Origin of the sequence: Methylotetracoccus oryzae (genome assembly GCF_006175985.1) — a bacterium.
Classification (GTDB): Bacteria; Pseudomonadota; Gammaproteobacteria; order Methylococcales; family Methylococcaceae; genus Methylotetracoccus; species Methylotetracoccus oryzae.
Genome location: NZ_SRSH01000003.1, coordinates 19,334 through 37,125, shown reverse-complemented (window position 1 = coordinate 37,125; position 17,792 = coordinate 19,334). Strand labels below are relative to the sequence as shown.

Sequence of the window (17,792 nt, the reverse complement as noted above, 5' to 3'; positions counted from 1 at the left end):
AGCGTGCCGCGGACCGGCCTCGGTCCCGAACCCACGCGGCCTGCAACACGGCGCGGTCGCCCGAATCGCAAAGAGCGGCGTTCGGACGCGCTCAGGCGAGCAGGCTCGAGTCCTTTTTCCCGCGATTGCCGTGAAGGATCCGTTCTAATCGTTCGGGATCGCGCTTGGCCAGGTCGACATACTCGTCCAACAGGGCCGACCAATTGGAACCGCCATGGATACGGAACTTGTCCAGTGCGACCAGCAGCAGCTTTGCGGCGGCACGCAGTTCGCGATCCTCCGCGCCCCCATAGTGCGCGACCAGTTCATGAAATACCGCTTCTGCTCTTTCCAGGGGGGTCATGTTGGATGCCATGTCTTGGATCCTGTTGAAACCAGCGAGCGCGACTCAGACGATGCGATAGTCGCCCGTCGACGTACCGATCCAACGGCGCGCATTATCGATCGGTTGGGCCGGATCGCGAGCCGGTGCCACCCGATGCGGAGCGCGGCGTGGCCGACCATGTCGCCGCAACGCGGCGCTGTTTCGCCTGGAAGCGAAGCCATGGTCAGACCCGCAGGTCATCGGTGGTCAGGTTGCCACCCACTGACCGCGGGACCTCCGGTTCTTCACCGGAACCGTTGACCTCCCGCACCATATCCCCGTGCCAGACGACCAGTTCCAGGCGGCCGTCGAGGTGTTCGACGATCGCGCTGCAACTGTCGACCCAGTCACCGCAATTGGCATAGGTCAGTCCGTCGATCTGCTTGATCTCCGCCCAATGGATGTGACCGCAGATGACGCCATCGAAGCCCCGCTCGCGGACATGGTGCAGGACCGAGTCTTCGAAGTCGAAGATGAAGTTCACGGCGGTCTTGACCTTACGCTTCGCGTAGCCGGCCAGCGACCAGTAGCCGGGACGGCCCAGGGTCCGGCGTAGCCAGGACAGCCCCATATTCACACTGACCAGGACGTTGTACGAGACGTCGCCAAGGATCGCGACCCAGCGATGGTAGCGTGTGACCTGATCGAACTCGTCACCATGAATCAGCAGGAAGCGCTTGCCGTCGGCCGTTATGTGCACGTACTCATACTCCAGCCGGACGTCACCGAAGGCCATACCCACGTATTCCCGCAAGGCCTCGTCGTGGTTGCCGGGAACGAAAATGATCTGATTGCCGTGGCGACCTCGGCGCAGCACCTTCTGCACGAAGGTGTTCTGCGCTCTCGACCAGTGAATCTCACCGCGACTCATGGCCCAGAAATCGACGATGTCGCCGATCAGATAGAGATGTTCGGAGGGATGCTCGCGCAGGAAATCCACCAGGCGGTCAGCCTGGCAGGCACGTATACCCAGGTGCACATCGGAGATGAAGATGGATCGAACCTGCATAGCCCTCGCACCCACAGTCTTGTTGTTTTTGCCGCCGACACCGCGTGTCACTGCAGACCCCGGCCTTCCCTCCGTTCCTCACTGTCCTTAGCCGCCGGGCGGGAAGGATCGGCGGACTTCGGAGTGCCGGTCGCTCGCCCCCGATGAACCGCCTGCTGCCAGGCTCGGTCGGTCATACAAGCGACACATGCCGACGTTACCGTACCAACGTTTCAACTTGGGGTAGGCCCGGCCGAACCTCGCGCTCTTCTCAACAGCCCGCACCTACTCAACAGAGCTTTGTCCTCGACACGATGGAACGCTGCATTTTTCCACTGCGCCTCGCTGCGCCGGACGGAGCACAGGTCGTGCCGGTCGGCCGGCGTGGACCGGCCAGTGCACGCGCGGAGGGCTGCTGGCATTTCCGGAATCCCGGCTGTGGGTCCGACGCATGGAGCTTACCCGCGGCGACCGACGCGGCGGTAACCCGGTCAGCGGTCATGTGGGACCGCGCCTTCTCGCACATGCGGCACCACTTCTGGGAGCACCCCGCGTTCTCCGGTATCCGGGACGCACTCACCGGTCGTGCCGTCGCGGTTCGTTTTGTCGAGAACAGCGAGGCACTGGTAGCGGTCGATCTTTCCGACGGGTTTGTCGAACTGACGATCGACACACTCTGCCCTGCCGCCTCAGGATCCGAAAACGGACCCGCAGCGCTCGAACTCAGCCTGTCGCAGGACGGGCTGGAACTCCTGCTTGGCCTGGGGCTGGTATTCGTGTTGCTCAGGCAGGTGGGTGCTCCCCCGCGCCGCGGCCTCGAATGTGTCGCCGAATTGTTCCTGGAATTGCCTCCCGACCAGCGACGCCTGATTTCGCGCGCGCTTACACTCCGGGAAATCGATCCGGGCGCTCTTTTCTCGTCGTTTCTGGCTCGCATTGAGTCGGCGTCCTCACCCGAAGACCGGAAACTTGCAATCGCCTGGCTACTCGGACAGGACCGGGTCGATCTCCCCTACGATCGCGCCACGGTCAGCCGGATATTGAACAGCGATGGCGACGCGGACCGGAAGCGCGCACTGCTCTATGCCCAATTGCGGGCCTATGACACCGCCCTGGAACAGCGCAACATCGAGCGCATCGCCGCGGAAGTCCGGGAGGCCGGTGAATTCCTGGTCTTTGGGCGCATGAGCCGCGCCTTTCTGAACCAGGGTCTGTTACTCGCCGATGCCGTCCTGCTGAAACCGGACCCGACTTGGCCTGGACTCGCGGAGCAGGTAGACAGGCTGTCCGCCGGGGACCGAGAGACCGCGAATGCCGGCGAATGCCTGCGTCTGCTGCTGACGACCGACCGGGAAGTCCCCCTGACCCAGTTCGAAGGGGCGCTCGAACGTTTCGAAGAAGCAACGCTCGAAGCCCTGCACCGGATTTTGCTGGAATCGCTGCAGCCGGCACGCGCGCGGGTCGAGAACCATGCCGAATACGCCGACGGTCCGCGACCGCCGTTGACGCCTCACACCGCGTTCGAGTCGGCGCGAACGCGCCTGAAACTCGCCGATCGCATCAGGGAAAGCTCGCTGCAGGCAGACAGTCGGGCCGCCGCCTACGTCGTGATCAGCCAGCGCCCATCCTCCACGGGATCGCACCTCCTCGTCAAACTCAACGAATTCGAGGACCCGTACGCCGGCAAACCCGACAATCTGCGCAAGCTGTTTCGGCTGGCCGGAGATCGGCTCTATGCCAGTCCGGATTACCGCTGGCTCGAAGTTGCGGATCATTGGATCGAGGCCATACCCTTGTTCATCAGGGAAGAAGTGAGCAATGTGGAGGGCCGCGAGACGACGCGCACCGTGGTTGATATCGCTGGAATGGAAACCGCGTTCCGCGAGGAAATGGCAGACCGATGGGCCTGCAACCTCCAGCGTGTGCTCGTCAGCGAGTGGCTCGCATTGGCCCGGGAAACCCTGGCAGACGCCGGCGAGACGCTGGACGATGCCACCATCCGGTCCCGCCTTACTGGCCTGGGGACCGACCCGCGTGAAATCGCGGCGCTCGGCGTGCTGTTCGAGGAGTGCTATCGGCGCGACGTGGAGGCTATCCAGCGATGCATCGAACAGGAGGATCGGGATCCGTACGAAGCCGCGCGGCTGATTCTGTCAAAGGCTGATCTCGTGACCGAGGCGCGCTATCGCTGCGCCGAGAAGGGGTCTTGGCTGACGGCGGTCGACGCTACGCTCCGCGAGAGTGGTTGGCACGGCGACTTCGCGCGGGCAGTGGCTGCCCTGGTTCCCGAAGCGCTGGCACCACGCCGGCCGCTGCCGGCACTGCACGTACTTACTACCCAATCGGCAGGCATGACCGAGGGCTACATCGAGACGTGGCTCGAAGAGTCGATGGCGCTCTACAACATGGTAGAGCACCTGGGTCTTCAAGGCGCCGTGGAAGCTCGTAGGCAGTTCCAGGCCGATCGGATCATCGCTCTCTGTCGTAAGGTGGTCTGCGAAATGGGGTACGCGGCCGAAGCCGACGAACTCATGGCCAACGACGAGATGTCCGAAGCGGAGGCCTCGTATCGCGTGGTGCGCCGCAAACCGTTGCTCGGTGACGAAGTGGCTCGTCTCGGAACATTGCTGGAAATGCTGGAAACCCCGGAGGCCGCGACACCGCCCGACCATGTCGATGATCCGGAGTTGGTCCGGTCTATTCTGATCCAGGAGGCAGCCGAACTGCGCGCTGTAGCCCTGGCGCGGTTGACCCATCACAAAGGCTTGGGTTCTTCCGCTCCTGAAGACCTCGGCAGCGGACGGGAGGCCAGGCAATGCGCGGTGGCCGAAGACGAAGCGCTCAGCCGCGACCTTGATGCCTTCATTCGACTTGAGGCTCGCCGCCGCGCCCTGGCGAGGCTCGATGCGGCGCACCCCGACCTGCAGCTCGCGGATCGCTGCCGCAGCTTCCTGCGCCGGTGGAAAGATCTGGAGAAGACCACCGCGCGCCGGACGGTCATGTCGGCTCAGGGCCTAGGCCACTTGACGGTCAGCCCGCTCCACTCCTTTCGCGCGACCGGTGGTCGCAAGCGCTATCACCTCCTGTATACACCCAGCCGGGTGGATCTCGGCGCCCGCGAGCGCGAATCGGTCGAGAGCTGGTCGCAATGGGTAGGCGGCGCCGACCGTGCGGCGGCCCGTGTCGGACGGCAGTTCTACCAACTCATCAACAAAAACGTTCAAGTGTTCGAGAGTCTTGCAGAGCCCGAGGTGCTGAAAACCGGGGAAAACGCATCAATGGTCGCCCACTACGCGTTCTCCAACGCCTTGTCCATGATGATGGCGGTGACGAGAAAGGGCGACATCGAGGTCATGGCGGATCAGATGAACCGCCGGCGGGATCGCCGTGTCCATCCGGCCGGCGAAGGCTACGGCGGTTACTGCGTACCCAAGGACGGGCTGTTTCTGGAATTCGTGCTGAGTCTTGCGCGAGAGGAAAAACTTGCACAGATCGGCCTCCCGGCAGCCGACCATCAGTCGGTGCTGAAGCTCGCGCGCGAGCTGCTGGATCGGCGTGGAGACTTCTTGTCGCCGCTGGATTGGGAAGCTCTGGGCTCGGAACGGATGCAGCAAGCGGCTGTCAGCGAGCCCGACTTCTCCTCGGTAGCGTATCAGGCAACCCGTATTGCAACGATCATCGACAAGCTCGGAGTCCCTGAGCTACGCGACCCTGCACGCGTCGCGGCCACGCTGGCCGCTCGGTGGAGCCTGCACAAGATGGTCACCGGCGGCGAGCAGATCAACCGCTTCATGCCATTCTTCAAGGTTTGGCTGATCCGACAGGCCCTGTCTGAAGCTGCGGTCCGCACGCCGGGCGGCACCCGGGATATCGAATCCTCAACCGTGGTGCTCACTGGCGAATACAAGCCCGACACCCAGGATGGCCGCTTTTCGGCGGGGATGCGCAAGTTTGAAATCCTCTCGGGAACCGGAGGTCATCTGCTGTCGGCGCTCGATGCCGAGGGGCAGGATCTTGCCGCGCTGCTCGTCTTCGGGTATCGCCGGCTGGAAGCCAGCGGTCGGCACGCACGCATCCTCGAGTGGCTTGATGTAACCCCTGCCGATCGGGCCACCGCGACCCGACTGGATGAACTGTTTCCGAGCGTCAACCCGCCGGCCGAGATCCGTGTCGTTGCGCCCACCGGTCTGTCGACGCTGGACCTGATGAACTACACCGGGGACAGCGCCCTGATCGACGCGGCAGACCATGCCCGCACCGAGCTGCTCGCCGCTGGTTTCGGCAGCGCGGAAATCGCGGCCAATCTGGCGACCCATGGGCCAAGGCTCTTCGCCTGGGCCAGCCGGCAGGGGATCGCCCCGGAGCTGAGGGAAGCCCTTCAAATGCGTCTGGGCGGAGCCCTACACGCACTCGCCCTGGCCGATCTGGGGCCAGAGACCGACTACCCTAGCGCCTTACGCGGGGCTGACGTGCTGGACGCCGGCATCCCGCACCGGGCACTGCTGGACCTTCTGGCCGATCCGGGTCATCTGTGCGATCTCATGCTGGATGGCAACCCGCGGAGTGCGCTGGCCATCGTCGACGGTACCTCCGGCGCGCGGCCGCGCGCGATGAACCAGCTCGACGTGATGCTCTGGTTCGCGGCCGGTGACAGAAGGGGCCGCGAACCGGTTTACGTTGCCATCGGACTGGGCGCCGACACGATCGAAGGATGGCGCGCGGCGATGCGCCGCCGCCGGCGCCTTGCCGAAGAACTCCGCTCGGCCCTGACCGGCACCAGCCGCATCCCGGCGCTGAAAGTCTACGAAACCATCGTCCGGGACCTTCAGGACGATGCAACCGCTTCCGTTCAATTGGGCGAGGCGGAACGGCTGGCGCGCAGCGGGCGCCTGCGTGAACGGGACACGGTGTGTGCCCAGGCACTGGCCCGGATTGTGGGCGGCCTCCCGCTCGATGCGCTGGATTTCAACGGCTTTCTGGCCTTGGGCGGGCTTTTCCTGCTGGTCGGGGACGAACCTGACGCCATCGCTGCCTGCCGATCAGCGCTGGCCCCGGCACTGCCGGGTGACGGTGGGTCTCTCGGCATGTCCTGGCAGGTGTTGCTGCCCCGAGTCGCCCGTCAACAGACGACGCCGGCGCGGGAACACCGCGGCGTCGAAAGCTCGAACAAGGCGATGGAGGAGGGTTCCGCTGTTGCGCTGGCAACGAGGCGCCAGCTCAGCGAGCGACTGGCCATAGCTCGTGGACTCAAGGAACGCAAAACCGCATTTCGCGCAGTGGCGGTCGGTGGCAATTTCAGCGAAGCCTACGACCGCGCCATGTCCGAAATCGGCCCGGGTGACAAGCCTGTCGGCGAGGGCCCGTTCGGACGCTTCATCGCGTGGACCCGACAGGCCTTGTTCAATCTCGCACAGGAACTGGATGACGAAGCGTTGCGGGCCGCATTCATCAACCGGGTCGGCACCCTTTGCGATGGCGGCCGGATCGACGCTGTCCTCTGGCAATCCATCGCCGGCGGCTACGAAGACATCGGAGACTTCGGACGACTGGCGCAGCAGGTGACCTGCCGCTGTCGGCAGGCAAAAGGGAGCCCGGAGCAACACCACCGGGAACTGATGCGAGTCGCCCGGGGAGCCGAGCTGTTCCAGATACTGCTGGCAATCGACAGCATCCAGGCGGCGGTCGAGGCACTGCCTGACGGCGGCGACCCGGCGCCCTTATGGCGCGCGTTGGCAGAGTTCTTCGCGAAAACCGTCAACGACCATCACTACGAGTATCGTCCCTGGCTTTACAGCCGTGGCATCGGTTTCGCAAGCCTGAGCGGGAACGCGCTATACCAATGGGCCGTAGAGCGACACGCCTGGCTGCATCGGTACCTGCGCGCGATCGCGCTGCGCCATACCGAGTTGCGGGAGCTACCGGAAAGCGAACAGGATGCCCTGCTGGGCAACGCACTGGATGGAAAAGTGGTCGAATCGATCGGCGCAGAGGCCGATGATCCAGACGAAAGGATCTGGCGAAACTATGGTCAGTTGCGCGAACTGGCGTTCATCCGCAATGACGGCTTCCCGCTCCCCCAGGTCTTCACGGAGTTCGACCCCGAACTGATCCACGCCCGCTCGCGCGTCAATCATATCGTCGCCGCGCCGGTCGGCCGAACGCACTTCTCGCGCATGCTGGCAGAGGGGCCCACGCTGAATCGCGAGTTCGAGGCGAACGGGCGCTTCGGAGCCAACCTGATCATCAGCCGCACGCTCACGCTGTCGCCCGACGAGCGGTCCGGACGGACGCTCGTGCAGGTCTGCAGCGGTCATTTGTACGTTGACGCCGAAACCTTTCGGCAAGCCTGCGCACGTTATCGGCCCGGAGCGACGGTCCCGGACATCCACCCGAAAGGGATTCGTCTCGCGGTGCGGTTCAGCCGGCCGGTGCTGGCGAGCCTGGTCTATCCGTTCCATGGCGACCCGATCTACACCTCCGGCACTCTGGAAGATGCCGGCCTGCCCTATACGGTGCAGTCGCTGTTTCACACCTGGACGACCTATGACAAGGCCAAATACCCCGAGATCTTCCGTGGCTCCGGGGTCGAACTGCCGGCGGAAATCGACTGGCTGGCCGCCTGGACCGCGGAACGCGATGAAGCCACCGCCAAGGCCTGCATTCGGGAAGGCCTTTCGGGCACCGGCTATGCCGGGCTCGCCGCCTTTGCCGCCGTGCACTCGTCGGTGATCGTCAAGGATGCCGCGGAGTCGGGCGGACGGGGAATGCGGATCTTTCAGTTGCGAACTCCCGGCACCGGGCTGGACGCCGCCCAGATGGCTGCCGCAGTGGACTTCGTCTACCAGTTGTCTCGGTCACACAACGTCACCATTCAGGAACTGATTCACGGGTCACCGGAGTTCTGGGCGACGGAGGAATTCATGGAGGAATTCGTCCGTAGACAGATCGTCGACTGGGGCCGCCCGATCGAGCGGCGACGCGAACCTTGCACCCCGATCTACGGCTCGATCCGCGTCATCGTGTCGACCGATCGTCCCACGACGTCGGACCCGGAGGTGAAATGGCACCTGTCTCACTGGATCGCGCTGTTGAGCCAGCAACCCATCACCAACATCGGTCGGGGCGGCAGCCTGGAACAACTCGGTCCCGAGTTCATACGAGCCTGCCATCGCGACACACTGCTACGGCGACTGTCCGATGCCGCGCGTCGAGCAGCCGAAGCATTGTCGAACTGTGAGGAACACCTGGGAGCGACCTACGAGCGGGAGAGCGGGAGAACGGTGGGAACCGACCTGACGGGCGTGTCCTACGGCCGGCCTCGCTATCTCATGCTCGATTTTCTCGTCGTGCCGGTTTTCGCCGGAAACCCTGAGCGGGTCGAAGTCCGGGCGACTCACGATTGCTCGGGGCACCGGACCGGCTCCGAGTTCCTGTTGATACGCGGCAAGGAACGCTGGACCGACGAACCGCTGGATTGGCGCGTCGTTTTGATCGAGCCGAACGTCGGTGTCGGTCTCTGGGACCGCGTGGCGCTGCGCGAGGAAGCGCGCGAGAAGGAACGCGCGCGGGCTGCACACCGCGAGCCGGACTGGACCCGGGTCGGTGAGCAAGCGCGGATCGTGCTGCGGGATCTGCACTCAGCCGGTGAAGAATATCTACAGACGATGATTACCAGAAGTCTCCATGACCGATTACGCTGAGAGGCCTGAGCGTCCTGTCGCGGCGCTCTGGCGCGCGTGTGGCTTGCTGGAAGCCGCCGACGCAGTCCCATTGCAGGCCACCGAAGCCTTCAACCTCCTGACTTATCGCGCTCGGCTTGAGGTCCGCCACGAGCGGTGCGGGATCTCGGCCGCAGGCGCCAACGCACCCGGCCAAATCTCGCCCGTGTACGGCCACGATCCCGACCCCGAGTGGCGGCATCAAACAGCCGGCGAGGCCGGGCCGGAAGCGGCGGCCATGCTGCGACTGCTGTCATTCGGACAGAAGGTCCGGTAAATCCTGCCCCGCGAGCCGGAACAACTCGCGGAGAACCGGTGGTCGCGACAAGGTACCCGTTTACCAAGCCGATGACTCCGTCCCCGGCCGCGCTAATCCGGCACGCGGTCATCCACTCGGCCGCGTGCGGGCTGGTCCAAGAGTTTTATCCACTGGCGGTGGACGCCTATGTAAGGGACATCGACCGCCACGGCGCGCAGCGCTTCCAGGTCCTCGGTGCGCATGTCGACTGGGTGGAACGCAACGGGTCCATTAACCGGGCCGTGACCCTCGACCCGGAGCGCGATCGGCTCGTCGAGCGTGCCCTGGATCCGCCGGTGCAGCCGCATAGCGTTCAGTTCCTTCCGCTCGGCCGCCGGGAACAGGAGCTGCACCGCGCCCTCTCGAGCTGCTTCCGTTGTCCGCAGGTAAACCCCGGCGCTGCTGCCGCACTGGCGGACGACAAAGCCGCGACGCTGGCCGGCTGGGCCAAGCTGGGACTCAGGGTCCCGAGCACGCGCCGCATCGACCCCGGTCATGCCGCAACCGCGTGGAACTTCATGGCGGCCTTTGGCGACAGCGTGGTGAAGCCGAACGATGCCACCGAGGGTCTCGGAGTGACCCTCCTCTCGGCCGCCTCGACCCATGTCAGCACGCTGTCACGGGCGTTGGACTGCGCCTGGCGCTTCGGAGTTACCGCGCTCATACAGCAGCGCCGCGACGGGTTGCTGTACCGCGCTCCCGATACCGGCAGGGTGCATAGCTTGGCGTTGCGTCTGAATGTGGCATTCGATGGACGACGACATCGCGTGACCTCGGGTTTCGCGCAGGTCGGCGCAGATGCTGCGCAGCCGGCTTCCTGCGGACGGGGCGGTCGCATCGTGACACTGGCAGAGGCCCTCGCCAATCTGATCCCCCGGCATGCGCCGCCTTGCGCAGTGGCCGGCCTGGATGAATCGCTGTGGGCCGAAATCACCGATCAGGCCGAGCGAGCCGCCGGCCTGTTCGAGACTCTTCTATTGGTTGGCCTGGATGTAATCCTGGATGTAAGTCCCTCGGGCCGAGCCCTCGCGGTCTTTGTCGAAGCCAACCCTCGACCGGCCGGTTTGTGCCATGCCCGGCTGCTGTCGGGCCTACCCACCAAGAGCGATCTTCCGGGCGTGGGACTGCAGCTATGGGACGTCCTGGAAGCCGGGTGCTCCGCTCCACGCTCGGACGGCATACACGGCGACTGCCGGGCCCCGGCCGGCGCGACACCCGGAGCTTGATCCGCAAGGGTTTCGTACAGCGGGGCGCACGGGCTCCCTTAGTGTTCTGGCCAAGCTCTCGATGGGCAGGCAAGTCGGGGCGTCGGCCGGGCGAGCTCGGCATGATCGACTTCGGGCGACATCCCTCGAGAACACCGCGCCACGTTCGCCCGGGAGCGTCCAGGCGATCCCCCGCAAGCCACTCAGAACAGGCGCTTGACGTCCAGGCTCGATACCATCAGCAGTCCTTGTACGACAAATACCGCGGGCCAGATCTCGAGGGTTTCGGGCACGGCCGTGGCGATGACTGTCAGCGCAGGAAAGACGAAGCCATTGACTGTGATGGGCACGCCTTCGAATCCGCTGCTGTCGGAAATGTTGTAGCGCGCAAGCCGGAGCATGCCGCAGGTAACGAAGGCGACGAGGATGCTCGTTTCAGCCCAGTGCCAGCCTGTCCGGGCAAAGTACATGCAGGCCGGGGCGACGCCAAAGGACACGAGATCCGCGAGTGAGTCGAGTTGCTTGCCGAACTCGGACTTCTGCTTCATCCATTCGGCGACCTTGCCGTCAAAGGTATCCAGAATGAGGGCGACGAACACCAGGCCCGCGGCCCACAGCGGATTCCCGTCCGCGCTGACGAAGATCGCCAGCATTCCGCACGTCAAGTTCCCGATCGTGAACAAGTCCGCAACCTTGACAAGGTGCGCCATGCTAGCCATGCGGTTCGTTTTTCCTATCGTCGGAGTGCGAAAAAAGGGTGACGGACAGGCCTCGCCTCGACTGGCGCAGCCGCGCACGCGCCACATCCAGACGCATGACAACGCTGGGAAACCCATCCTTCGCACTCAGCACGTGGCGAGTACGCATCGGCACGGTACTCACTGCTTGTGACACGCTTGTGAATCACTTGTCCGCGGAGAAGGCCTTGTCTGAAGCCGTCCCTCGCGAACACTTGGGGAAGGCTCGGTCCAGCAAGTGTTTCAGCGCGAACGAGTCCGACGGCGGTTCCGGGCTCCCTGCAAAGGGGAACCACAGGCGATCGGCCCGGGCATGGGAGCCATGCCCGGGTGAGTCCACCAACTGGGTGGACCGAAACCTGCGGAAACCAACCTCACCCGGAGGGATAACGTCGTTCAAGGTCACGCGCATAGCGGTCAATCGTCCGAAGAGATCCCGCAAACAGCCGCGGCGCGTGGCGCTCCAGGCGAGCTGCCAAGGGTGCGCCCGCGCGCGGCCACAGTATGAGTATCCCGAAGATCCAGAACGGGGGAACGCCGGGCACACCCAACTCGCTGACAAGCCCCGCAACCAGGAGGAACCAGCCGACATCTCGGGGCAAAGCCGCCATGGTCTCGAAAGTCGCATCGGCGACCTCTTGCCCATCCGTCGGCCTATCACCTTCGCTTGATGAAGGTTTCGCCGATCCGTCACGCCGTTGCGCTGCAGGACGCTTGTCGAGATCGCGCATGTTGTAACGGCGGCCACCTGGCATCATCCCGCGATGCTAGCACGCCACTATTACAGTATCTGCCGCTTCGAAACAGGGGACCGCCATAAGCCGGTGAGTGCGTGTCCTGGCAGCCAGACCCGAAGCAGCTGCCCCTGAGGACAGCTCGGACGCAAGCTCTCGCCAACTGCTGTCGCGCGGGCGGCGGCGCGCGCACCACAGGCAATGCCCGAAGTCCAGGATCTGAACCCACACCTTCTACCGTGGTGCGAGGGTTCGGAACACTCCCTCCGACGGGCACGACGTAGCCCGGTTCCGCACCGTCACACGCATGACTCAATGGCACGAAATACTATCCGCAAAGCGCCACCCCGCAATCGCAATGCGCAAAAGCGGGTCCATGTGGCTCCCGGCGGTTTCGATTTTCCTGATCCGCGAGGGTCGCAACCATGTCGACGTTACATACCCTGGCACGGAAGGCAAGACCCATTTCCGTGGAAGAGCGCCAGCGGATGATTGCAGTCGCGGCCTACTACCTGTCCGAACAACGCCGCGCGTCCGGGGACCGGCACGATCCGTTGGACGACTGGCTGACCGCCGAGCGGCAGATCGACGCCTCGCTCGGCGGCTGGCTGATCGGAGAATCGACGCCGTCCTTCTTCGACTCATGACCGGCTGCGGACACACCCTGGGCCGTCAGGATCGCGGATCCCGCCGGGAGAGGAGAGCCCCTGCACGGCCTGGCTGCCGATGCGCGCTCCCTGTTTTTTCTTGACGGTCACGAAAGCGTCATCTTTGAGACTTACCGTGAAGACGATGTGTTGGCTTTACCAATCGAAGAGGAGTGGTTTGACGTGAGCATCCGTCCGTTTCTGGCTTGCGCCCTTGCGATAACGATGGCTTCGGCCAATACCGCCTCGGCGGAGGAGAAATTCCGCCTGACCGGGTCCGGCGCGAGTTTCCCGTTCCCGCTCTACTCCGCCTGGTTCAAGAGCTTCAGCAAGGCCCACAAGCACGTCAACATCGACTATCAGGCCAAAGGTAGCGGCGCCGGCGTGCAGGATTTCCTGAACAAGACGGTCGACTTTGCGGCCAGTGACTCGGCGATGAAGCCGGAGGACATGGCCAAGGTACCGGGCGGAGTGCAGTTGTTGCCGATGACCGCCGGTGAAATCGTGCTCGCGTACAACCTGCCCGGCAACCCGAAGGAATTGAAACTGCCGCGTGACGTGTACCCGGCGATCTTCCTCGGCAAGATCACGAACTGGAACGATCCCAAGCTGGCGGCAGCCAATCCCGGCGTCAAGCTGCCCGACCTGCCGATCACCGTGGTCCGCCGTGCCGACAGCAGCGGCACGACCTATGTGTTCACGAGTCATCTGAGCGCTGTAAGCGCCGAGTGGAAGGCCGGCCCGGGAGCCGGTAATACGGTCAACTGGCCTGGTAGCGACAAGATCGTCGCAGCACCGAAGAACGACGGCGTGACCGCAACCATCAAGCAGACCCCGGGGGCGATCGGCTATATCGAATACGGCTTCGCGATGGGCGCCAAGGTGCCCATGGCCAGCTTGCAGAACAAGTCCGGTACCTTCGTGAAGCCGGGTACTTCCGGCGGCGAAGCGACGCTGGCCAGTGCCACGTTCCCGGACAATCTGATTGCCTGGGTGCTCGACCCCGAAGCCGCGGCGGCCTATCCGATCGCCACGTTCACCTGGATGATCTTTTACAAGGACAACGGCAATCCCAAGAAGGCCGAAGTGCTGCGCGAGATGGTCGAATACTCCTTGGCCGAGGGACAGAAGGTCAGCGGCAAGATGGGTTACATCCCGCTGCCGGAAAACGTCGTGCAGTTGGTCCGCGCTGCCGCCAAGAATATCCAGTAGTTCCCTCCGGATGGGTTTTGGGGGCGGCGCCGCGGCCAGGAAGGCACCCGTCGTTCCCACTTGTTCATTCTCCTCGACAGAACGCTCATGAACATGTTCGAACAGGCGCGCTCCGCCGACTCGGTTTCCGGGCCACCCTCCAAAGGCGACTACTTCTTCGATCGGGCCTTTCAGTGGCTCGCCAAGGCCTTTGCCTGGGCCATACTGGCCGTCGTCGCCGCGCTGCTGCTCGAAGTCGGCAGCAAAGCCATCCCGGCAATCAAGGACTATCACATCGGCTTCCTGACCTCGACGACCTGGGACGCCAACAAGGATCAGTTCGGCATCCTGCCCGAGATCTGGGGCACGCTGTACAGCTCGTTTCTCGCGCTGATCATCGCCGGCTTCTTCGGCGTGATGATGGCGATCTTCCTGACCCAGGATTTCCTGCCGCCGCGGCTCGCGGCAATCTTCCGGATCATCGTCGAGTTGCTTGCCGCGATCCCGAGCGTCGTGTACGGCCTTTGGGGCATTTTCGTCGTTATCCCGGCGATCCGCCCGCTGGCCAACTGGCTCAACGAAACCTTCGGCATGATCCCCTTTTTCAGTACCAGCCTCAGTGGACCCGGCATGCTGCCGGCGGCGCTGGTGCTGGCGATCATGGTGCTGCCGACGATTGCGGCAGTGTCGCAGGATGCGCTGCGCCTGGTTCCTTACCGGATCAAGGAGGCCGCTTATGGTCTCGGTGCGACGCGCTGGGAAGCAATCCTGAGGGTCATGCTGCCCACCGCGTCTACCGGCATTTTCGGCGCCCTGGTGCTGGGCTTCGGACGAGCGCTGGGCGAAACCATGGCACTGGCGATGCTGGTCGGCAATTCGAACCAGATCAGCCTGTCGCTGTTTTCGCCGGCCAATACCCTGGCCGCGCTGCTCGCGCTGAACTTCCCGGAAGCGGGTGAGACCGAGGTCAAGGTACTGATGTACGCGGCCCTGGTGCTGATGCTGATCACCCTGGCGGTCAACGTGGCCGGCACCGCCATCATGACGATGACCAACAAGCAGGCGGGAGGCGGCCGATGAGTACGAACAATCCGTTCGATTCCGGCGCCGGCGACTGGCAGCCACCTGATCTGGGTCGTTCCCTGACCGAAGGGCGCGCGCTGCGCAGCACGCTGCTCAGCGGTCTGGCCTGGGCCTGCGCCCTGCTCGCCAGCGTGCCGCTGCTCTCGGTCTTGTACATGCTGATCGTGCGCGGCGGCAGCCGCCTGAGCCTGGAGCTGTTCACTGAACTGCCTCCGGCCGGCTTCGAGGAAGGTGGCGGCTTCGGCAACGCCATCGTCGGCACTTTCGTGACCGTCGGCATCGGTGCGTTGATCAGCATTCCATTCGGGATTCTGGCAGCGGTGTTCCTCGCTGAACTGGGCCCGGACAGCAAGCTCGCCTCCTGGGCGCGCTTCTGCGCGAAGACCCTGACCGGTTTGCCGTCGATTCTGGCGGGTGTGTTCGCCTACGCGCTGGTCGTGCTGACCACCGGCACCTACTCCGCGCCGGCCGGCGGTGTCGCACTGGCACTGCTAATGCTGCCGACGGTCGTGCTGACCGCCGAGGAAGCCATGAAGATGGTCACGCAGAAGATGAAGGATGCCGCCTACGGAATGGGTTGCACGCGGACTCAGGTGATCATGAAAGTCGTTCTGCCGACCGCGCTGCCCGGGATCCTGACCGGCGTGATGCTGGCGATTGCGCGCGCCGCCGGCGAAACGGCCCCGCTGCTGTTCACGGCCCTGTTCAGCAATTTCTGGCTCCTGGAAGAGGGTGAGATGCACCTGATGGCGCCGATCGCGTCGCTGTCGGTGCTGATCTACAACTTTTCCGGCATGCCCTTCGACAACCAGATCGAACTGGCCTGGGCGGCCTCGCTGGTCCTGGTGATGTTCGTCCTGATCTTCAATATCGTGAGCCGCGTGTTCGGCCAGAGCAAAGCTTAGGCAAAAGAGGTTTCCATATGAGCGCCGTATTGGCTAACGCCCTGAACCCCATGGGTTCGCCCGCTGCCGGAGTCGTCATCGATTGCCGGCTGGACAAGATTTTCTACGGGGATTTCCTCGCCGTTCGGGACAGCCACGTACCGATCCAGAAGGGCCAGATCACCGGCTTCATCGGGCCCTCCGGCTGCGGCAAGAGCACCGTGCTGCGCAGCCTGAACCGGATGAACGACCTGGTTCGCGGCTTTCGCTTCGACGGGCACGTGCACTTTCACGGCCAGGACGTCTACGGCGCCAATGTCGACCCGGTCGTCGTTCGGCGCTACATCGGCATGGTATTCCAGCAGCCGAACCCATTCGCGATGAGCATCTACGACAATGTCGCGTTCGGCCTGAAGCTCAACCGCTTCAAAGGCGACATGGACGAACGCGTCGAAAAGGCGCTGCGCAAGGCCGCCATCTGGGACGAAGTCAAGGACAAGCTCAAGAACAGTGGCCTGTCGCTGTCCGGCGGCCAGCAACAGCGGCTGTGCATCGCCCGCGCGATCGCCACCGAGCCGTCGGTAGTCCTGATGGACGAGCCCTGCTCGGCACTGGACCCGATCGCCACGCGCAAGATCGAGGAATTGATGCTCGAACTGAAGACGAAGTACACGATCGCCCTGGTCACGCACAACATGCAGCAGGCGACGCGTGTGGCCGACAAGACGGCCTTCTTCTCCGTGGACATCTCGAAAGGCGGGCGCACCGGCTATCTCGTTGAACTCGGCGACACCCGGCAGATCTTCGAGGACCCCCGGGAAGAGCTGACCAAGCAATACATCAGCGGCGAATTCAGCTAGGGAGCGCCGTCATGAAACTCCTCGTCTCCGCAGCCAGCCTGCGGGTTTCCGCCGCATGTTGCGTCAGCGCGCTGCTGTTCTGGACGGCCGCGGTCTCCGCGGACATCGGTAGCAGTGGCCAAATGCTGCTGTTGCAGGGCGCCGGGGCCACCTTCCCCGCCCCGTTGTACAAACGCTGGATCAAGGTCTATTCCGACGAGCGCCCGCAGGTCCAGATCAAGTACGATGCGATCGGGAGCGGCGAGGGCATCCAGCGGTTCCTGGCGCACGCGGTGGATTTTGGCGCCAGCGACGCGGCCCTCAACGACGAGCAACTGGCGGCGGCGGGCGAGGGTGTCAAGATGATTCCCGCGACGGCAGGCTTGATTGCGCTGGCCTACAATCTCCCCGGCATCACCGAACCGCTGAAGTTGAAGCGCGATGTCTACGTCGACATGCTGCTCGGCAGGATAAAGCGCTGGGACGACCCTCGCATCGCGGCCAGCAACCCGGGACTGACCTTGCCGAAACGCGATATCGTGCGGGTCGTGCGCCGGGACAGCAGCGGCACGACTTACGCGTTCACCAACCACCTGAGCGCGATCAGCAACGACTGGCGTGACCGGGGACCTGGCGTCGGCAAGATCGTCGACTGGCCCGGCAATGCGATGGCGGCGCCGGGCAATGAAGGCGTCTCGGCCCGCATCAGGCTCAGCGTCGGCGCGATCGGCTATGTCGAATATGGCCAGGCCCGCCGACTGGGCCTCGCCATGGCGCTGCTCGAGAATGCTGCCGGACAGTTCGTGGCGCCGGCCGAAACCAGCGGACAGGCCGCGCTGAAGAACAATCTGAGCGCGATGCCGGCCAACCTGCGGCTGTTCCTGCCCGATCCCAAGGGCGAGGAGGCTTACCCGATCGTCACGCTGAGCTGGTTGTTGTTGTATCCGCGCTACGACGGCGCCGGTCGTGCCGACGCGGTGAAGGACTTCGTGACCTGGGGCCTCACCGAGGGCCAGACCCATAGCCGCGAACTCGGCTTTCTGCCGCTGCCGGACGAACTCCTGCGTCTTTCCCGCTCCGCAGTCGCATCGATTCATTAGCTCG

12 protein-coding genes are annotated in these 17,792 nt (G+C 64.1%); 9 read left to right on the top strand and 3 right to left on the bottom strand.

What is annotated here, in order from left to right; all coding sequences use genetic code 11:
- Nucleotides 1-91: 91 nt before the first annotated feature.
- Nucleotides 92-355 (bottom strand): hypothetical protein, encoded by a 264-nt coding sequence (locus tag BWR02_RS04255; RefSeq protein ID WP_201276146.1) that lies wholly within the window; start codon nt 353-355, stop codon nt 92-94.
- 193 nt (nt 356-548) lie between these two features.
- A complete protein-coding gene (locus BWR02_RS04250; RefSeq protein ID WP_139556520.1) occupies nt 549-1,373 on the bottom strand; it encodes a UDP-2,3-diacylglucosamine diphosphatase in 825 nt (274 codons plus the stop codon).
- A 293-nt stretch (nt 1,374-1,666) separates the two neighbouring features.
- Here BWR02_RS04250 and BWR02_RS04245 point away from each other — a divergent pair, with 293 nt between their 5' ends.
- The 3 genes from BWR02_RS04245 to BWR02_RS04235 all read left to right on the top strand — a co-directional run bounded on the left by BWR02_RS04245 (nt 1,667) and on the right by BWR02_RS04235 (nt 10,594).
- Nucleotides 1,667-9,052, top strand: coding sequence for a Rossmann-fold NAD(P)-binding domain-containing protein (locus BWR02_RS04245; RefSeq protein WP_139556519.1), 7,386 nt, complete (start codon nt 1,667-1,669; stop codon nt 9,050-9,052).
- A complete protein-coding gene (locus BWR02_RS04240) occupies nt 9,036-9,347 on the top strand; it encodes a type IV pilus biogenesis protein PilM (protein ID WP_139556518.1) in 312 nt (103 codons plus the stop codon). Before BWR02_RS04245 ends, BWR02_RS04240 begins: the two co-directional genes overlap by 17 nt.
- Before the next feature lie 71 nt (nt 9,348-9,418).
- Nucleotides 9,419-10,594 carry a hypothetical protein gene (locus BWR02_RS04235; RefSeq protein ID WP_139556517.1) on the top strand — a complete coding sequence of 392 codons (1,176 nt, stop codon included), beginning with the start codon at nt 9,419-9,421 and terminating at the stop codon, nt 10,592-10,594.
- Nucleotides 10,595-10,776: 182 nt separating this feature from the next.
- Here BWR02_RS04235 and pssA read toward each other — a convergent pair whose 3' ends face one another.
- Nucleotides 10,777-11,292, bottom strand: a complete 516-nt coding sequence (gene pssA / locus BWR02_RS04230; protein ID WP_236101918.1) for a CDP-diacylglycerol--serine O-phosphatidyltransferase — start codon at nt 11,290-11,292, stop codon at nt 10,777-10,779.
- 1,177 nt (nt 11,293-12,469) lie between these two features.
- On the opposite strand from pssA, the gene BWR02_RS04220 reads away from it, so the two are divergent.
- From BWR02_RS04220 to pstS (BWR02_RS04195), 6 genes are all read left to right on the top strand, one after another.
- Nucleotides 12,470-12,691: a DUF2934 domain-containing protein gene (locus BWR02_RS04220; RefSeq protein ID WP_139556515.1), complete on the top strand. Its 222-nt coding sequence runs from the start codon at nt 12,470-12,472 to the stop codon at nt 12,689-12,691.
- A gap of 183 nt (nt 12,692-12,874) precedes the next feature.
- Nucleotides 12,875-13,903: a phosphate ABC transporter substrate-binding protein PstS gene (gene pstS, locus BWR02_RS04215; RefSeq protein ID WP_201276145.1), complete on the top strand. Its 1,029-nt coding sequence runs from the start codon at nt 12,875-12,877 to the stop codon at nt 13,901-13,903.
- Nucleotides 13,904-13,990: 87 nt separating this feature from the next.
- Entirely contained in the window at nt 13,991-14,962 is a 972-nt protein-coding gene (gene pstC / locus BWR02_RS04210; RefSeq protein ID WP_139556514.1) for a phosphate ABC transporter permease subunit PstC, read from the top strand.
- A complete protein-coding gene (pstA, locus tag BWR02_RS04205; protein WP_139556513.1) occupies nt 14,959-15,870 on the top strand; it encodes a phosphate ABC transporter permease PstA in 912 nt (303 codons plus the stop codon). The genes pstC and pstA overlap by 4 nt, the downstream gene beginning before the upstream one ends.
- Before the next feature lie 17 nt (nt 15,871-15,887).
- On the top strand, nt 15,888-16,709 hold the full coding sequence (pstB, locus tag BWR02_RS04200) for a phosphate ABC transporter ATP-binding protein PstB (protein WP_139556512.1): 822 nt from the start codon (nt 15,888-15,890) through the stop codon (nt 16,707-16,709).
- A gap of 11 nt (nt 16,710-16,720) precedes the next feature.
- Nucleotides 16,721-17,788 carry a phosphate ABC transporter substrate-binding protein PstS gene (gene pstS, locus BWR02_RS04195; protein WP_139556511.1) on the top strand — a complete coding sequence of 356 codons (1,068 nt, stop codon included), beginning with the start codon at nt 16,721-16,723 and terminating at the stop codon, nt 17,786-17,788.
- Nucleotides 17,789-17,792 lie beyond the last annotated feature (4 nt).

Excerpts from the sequence above, each read along its gene's own strand:
- BWR02_RS04245 (WP_139556519.1), top strand. The coding sequence starts at position 1,667 with ATGGAACGCTGCATTTTTCCACTGCGCCTCGCTGCGCCGGACGGAGCA.
- pstB (WP_139556512.1), top strand. The coding sequence starts at position 15,888 with ATGAGCGCCGTATTGGCTAACGCCCTGAACCCCATGGGTTCGCCCGCT.
- pstA (WP_139556513.1), top strand. The coding sequence starts at position 14,959 with ATGAGTACGAACAATCCGTTCGATTCCGGCGCCGGCGACTGGCAGCCA.
- BWR02_RS04240 (WP_139556518.1), top strand. The coding sequence starts at position 9,036 with ATGACCGATTACGCTGAGAGGCCTGAGCGTCCTGTCGCGGCGCTCTGG.
- pstS (WP_139556511.1), top strand. The coding sequence starts at position 16,721 with ATGAAACTCCTCGTCTCCGCAGCCAGCCTGCGGGTTTCCGCCGCATGT.
- BWR02_RS04250 (WP_139556520.1), bottom strand. The coding sequence starts at position 1,373 with ATGCAGGTTCGATCCATCTTCATCTCCGATGTGCACCTGGGTATACGT.
- pstC (WP_139556514.1), top strand. The coding sequence starts at position 13,991 with ATGAACATGTTCGAACAGGCGCGCTCCGCCGACTCGGTTTCCGGGCCA.
- pssA (WP_236101918.1), bottom strand. The coding sequence starts at position 11,292 with ATGGCTAGCATGGCGCACCTTGTCAAGGTTGCGGACTTGTTCACGATC.
- BWR02_RS04220 (WP_139556515.1), top strand. The coding sequence starts at position 12,470 with ATGTCGACGTTACATACCCTGGCACGGAAGGCAAGACCCATTTCCGTG.
- BWR02_RS04235 (WP_139556517.1), top strand. The coding sequence starts at position 9,419 with ATGACTCCGTCCCCGGCCGCGCTAATCCGGCACGCGGTCATCCACTCG.
- BWR02_RS04255 (WP_201276146.1), bottom strand. The coding sequence starts at position 355 with ATGGCATCCAACATGACCCCCCTGGAAAGAGCAGAAGCGGTATTTCAT.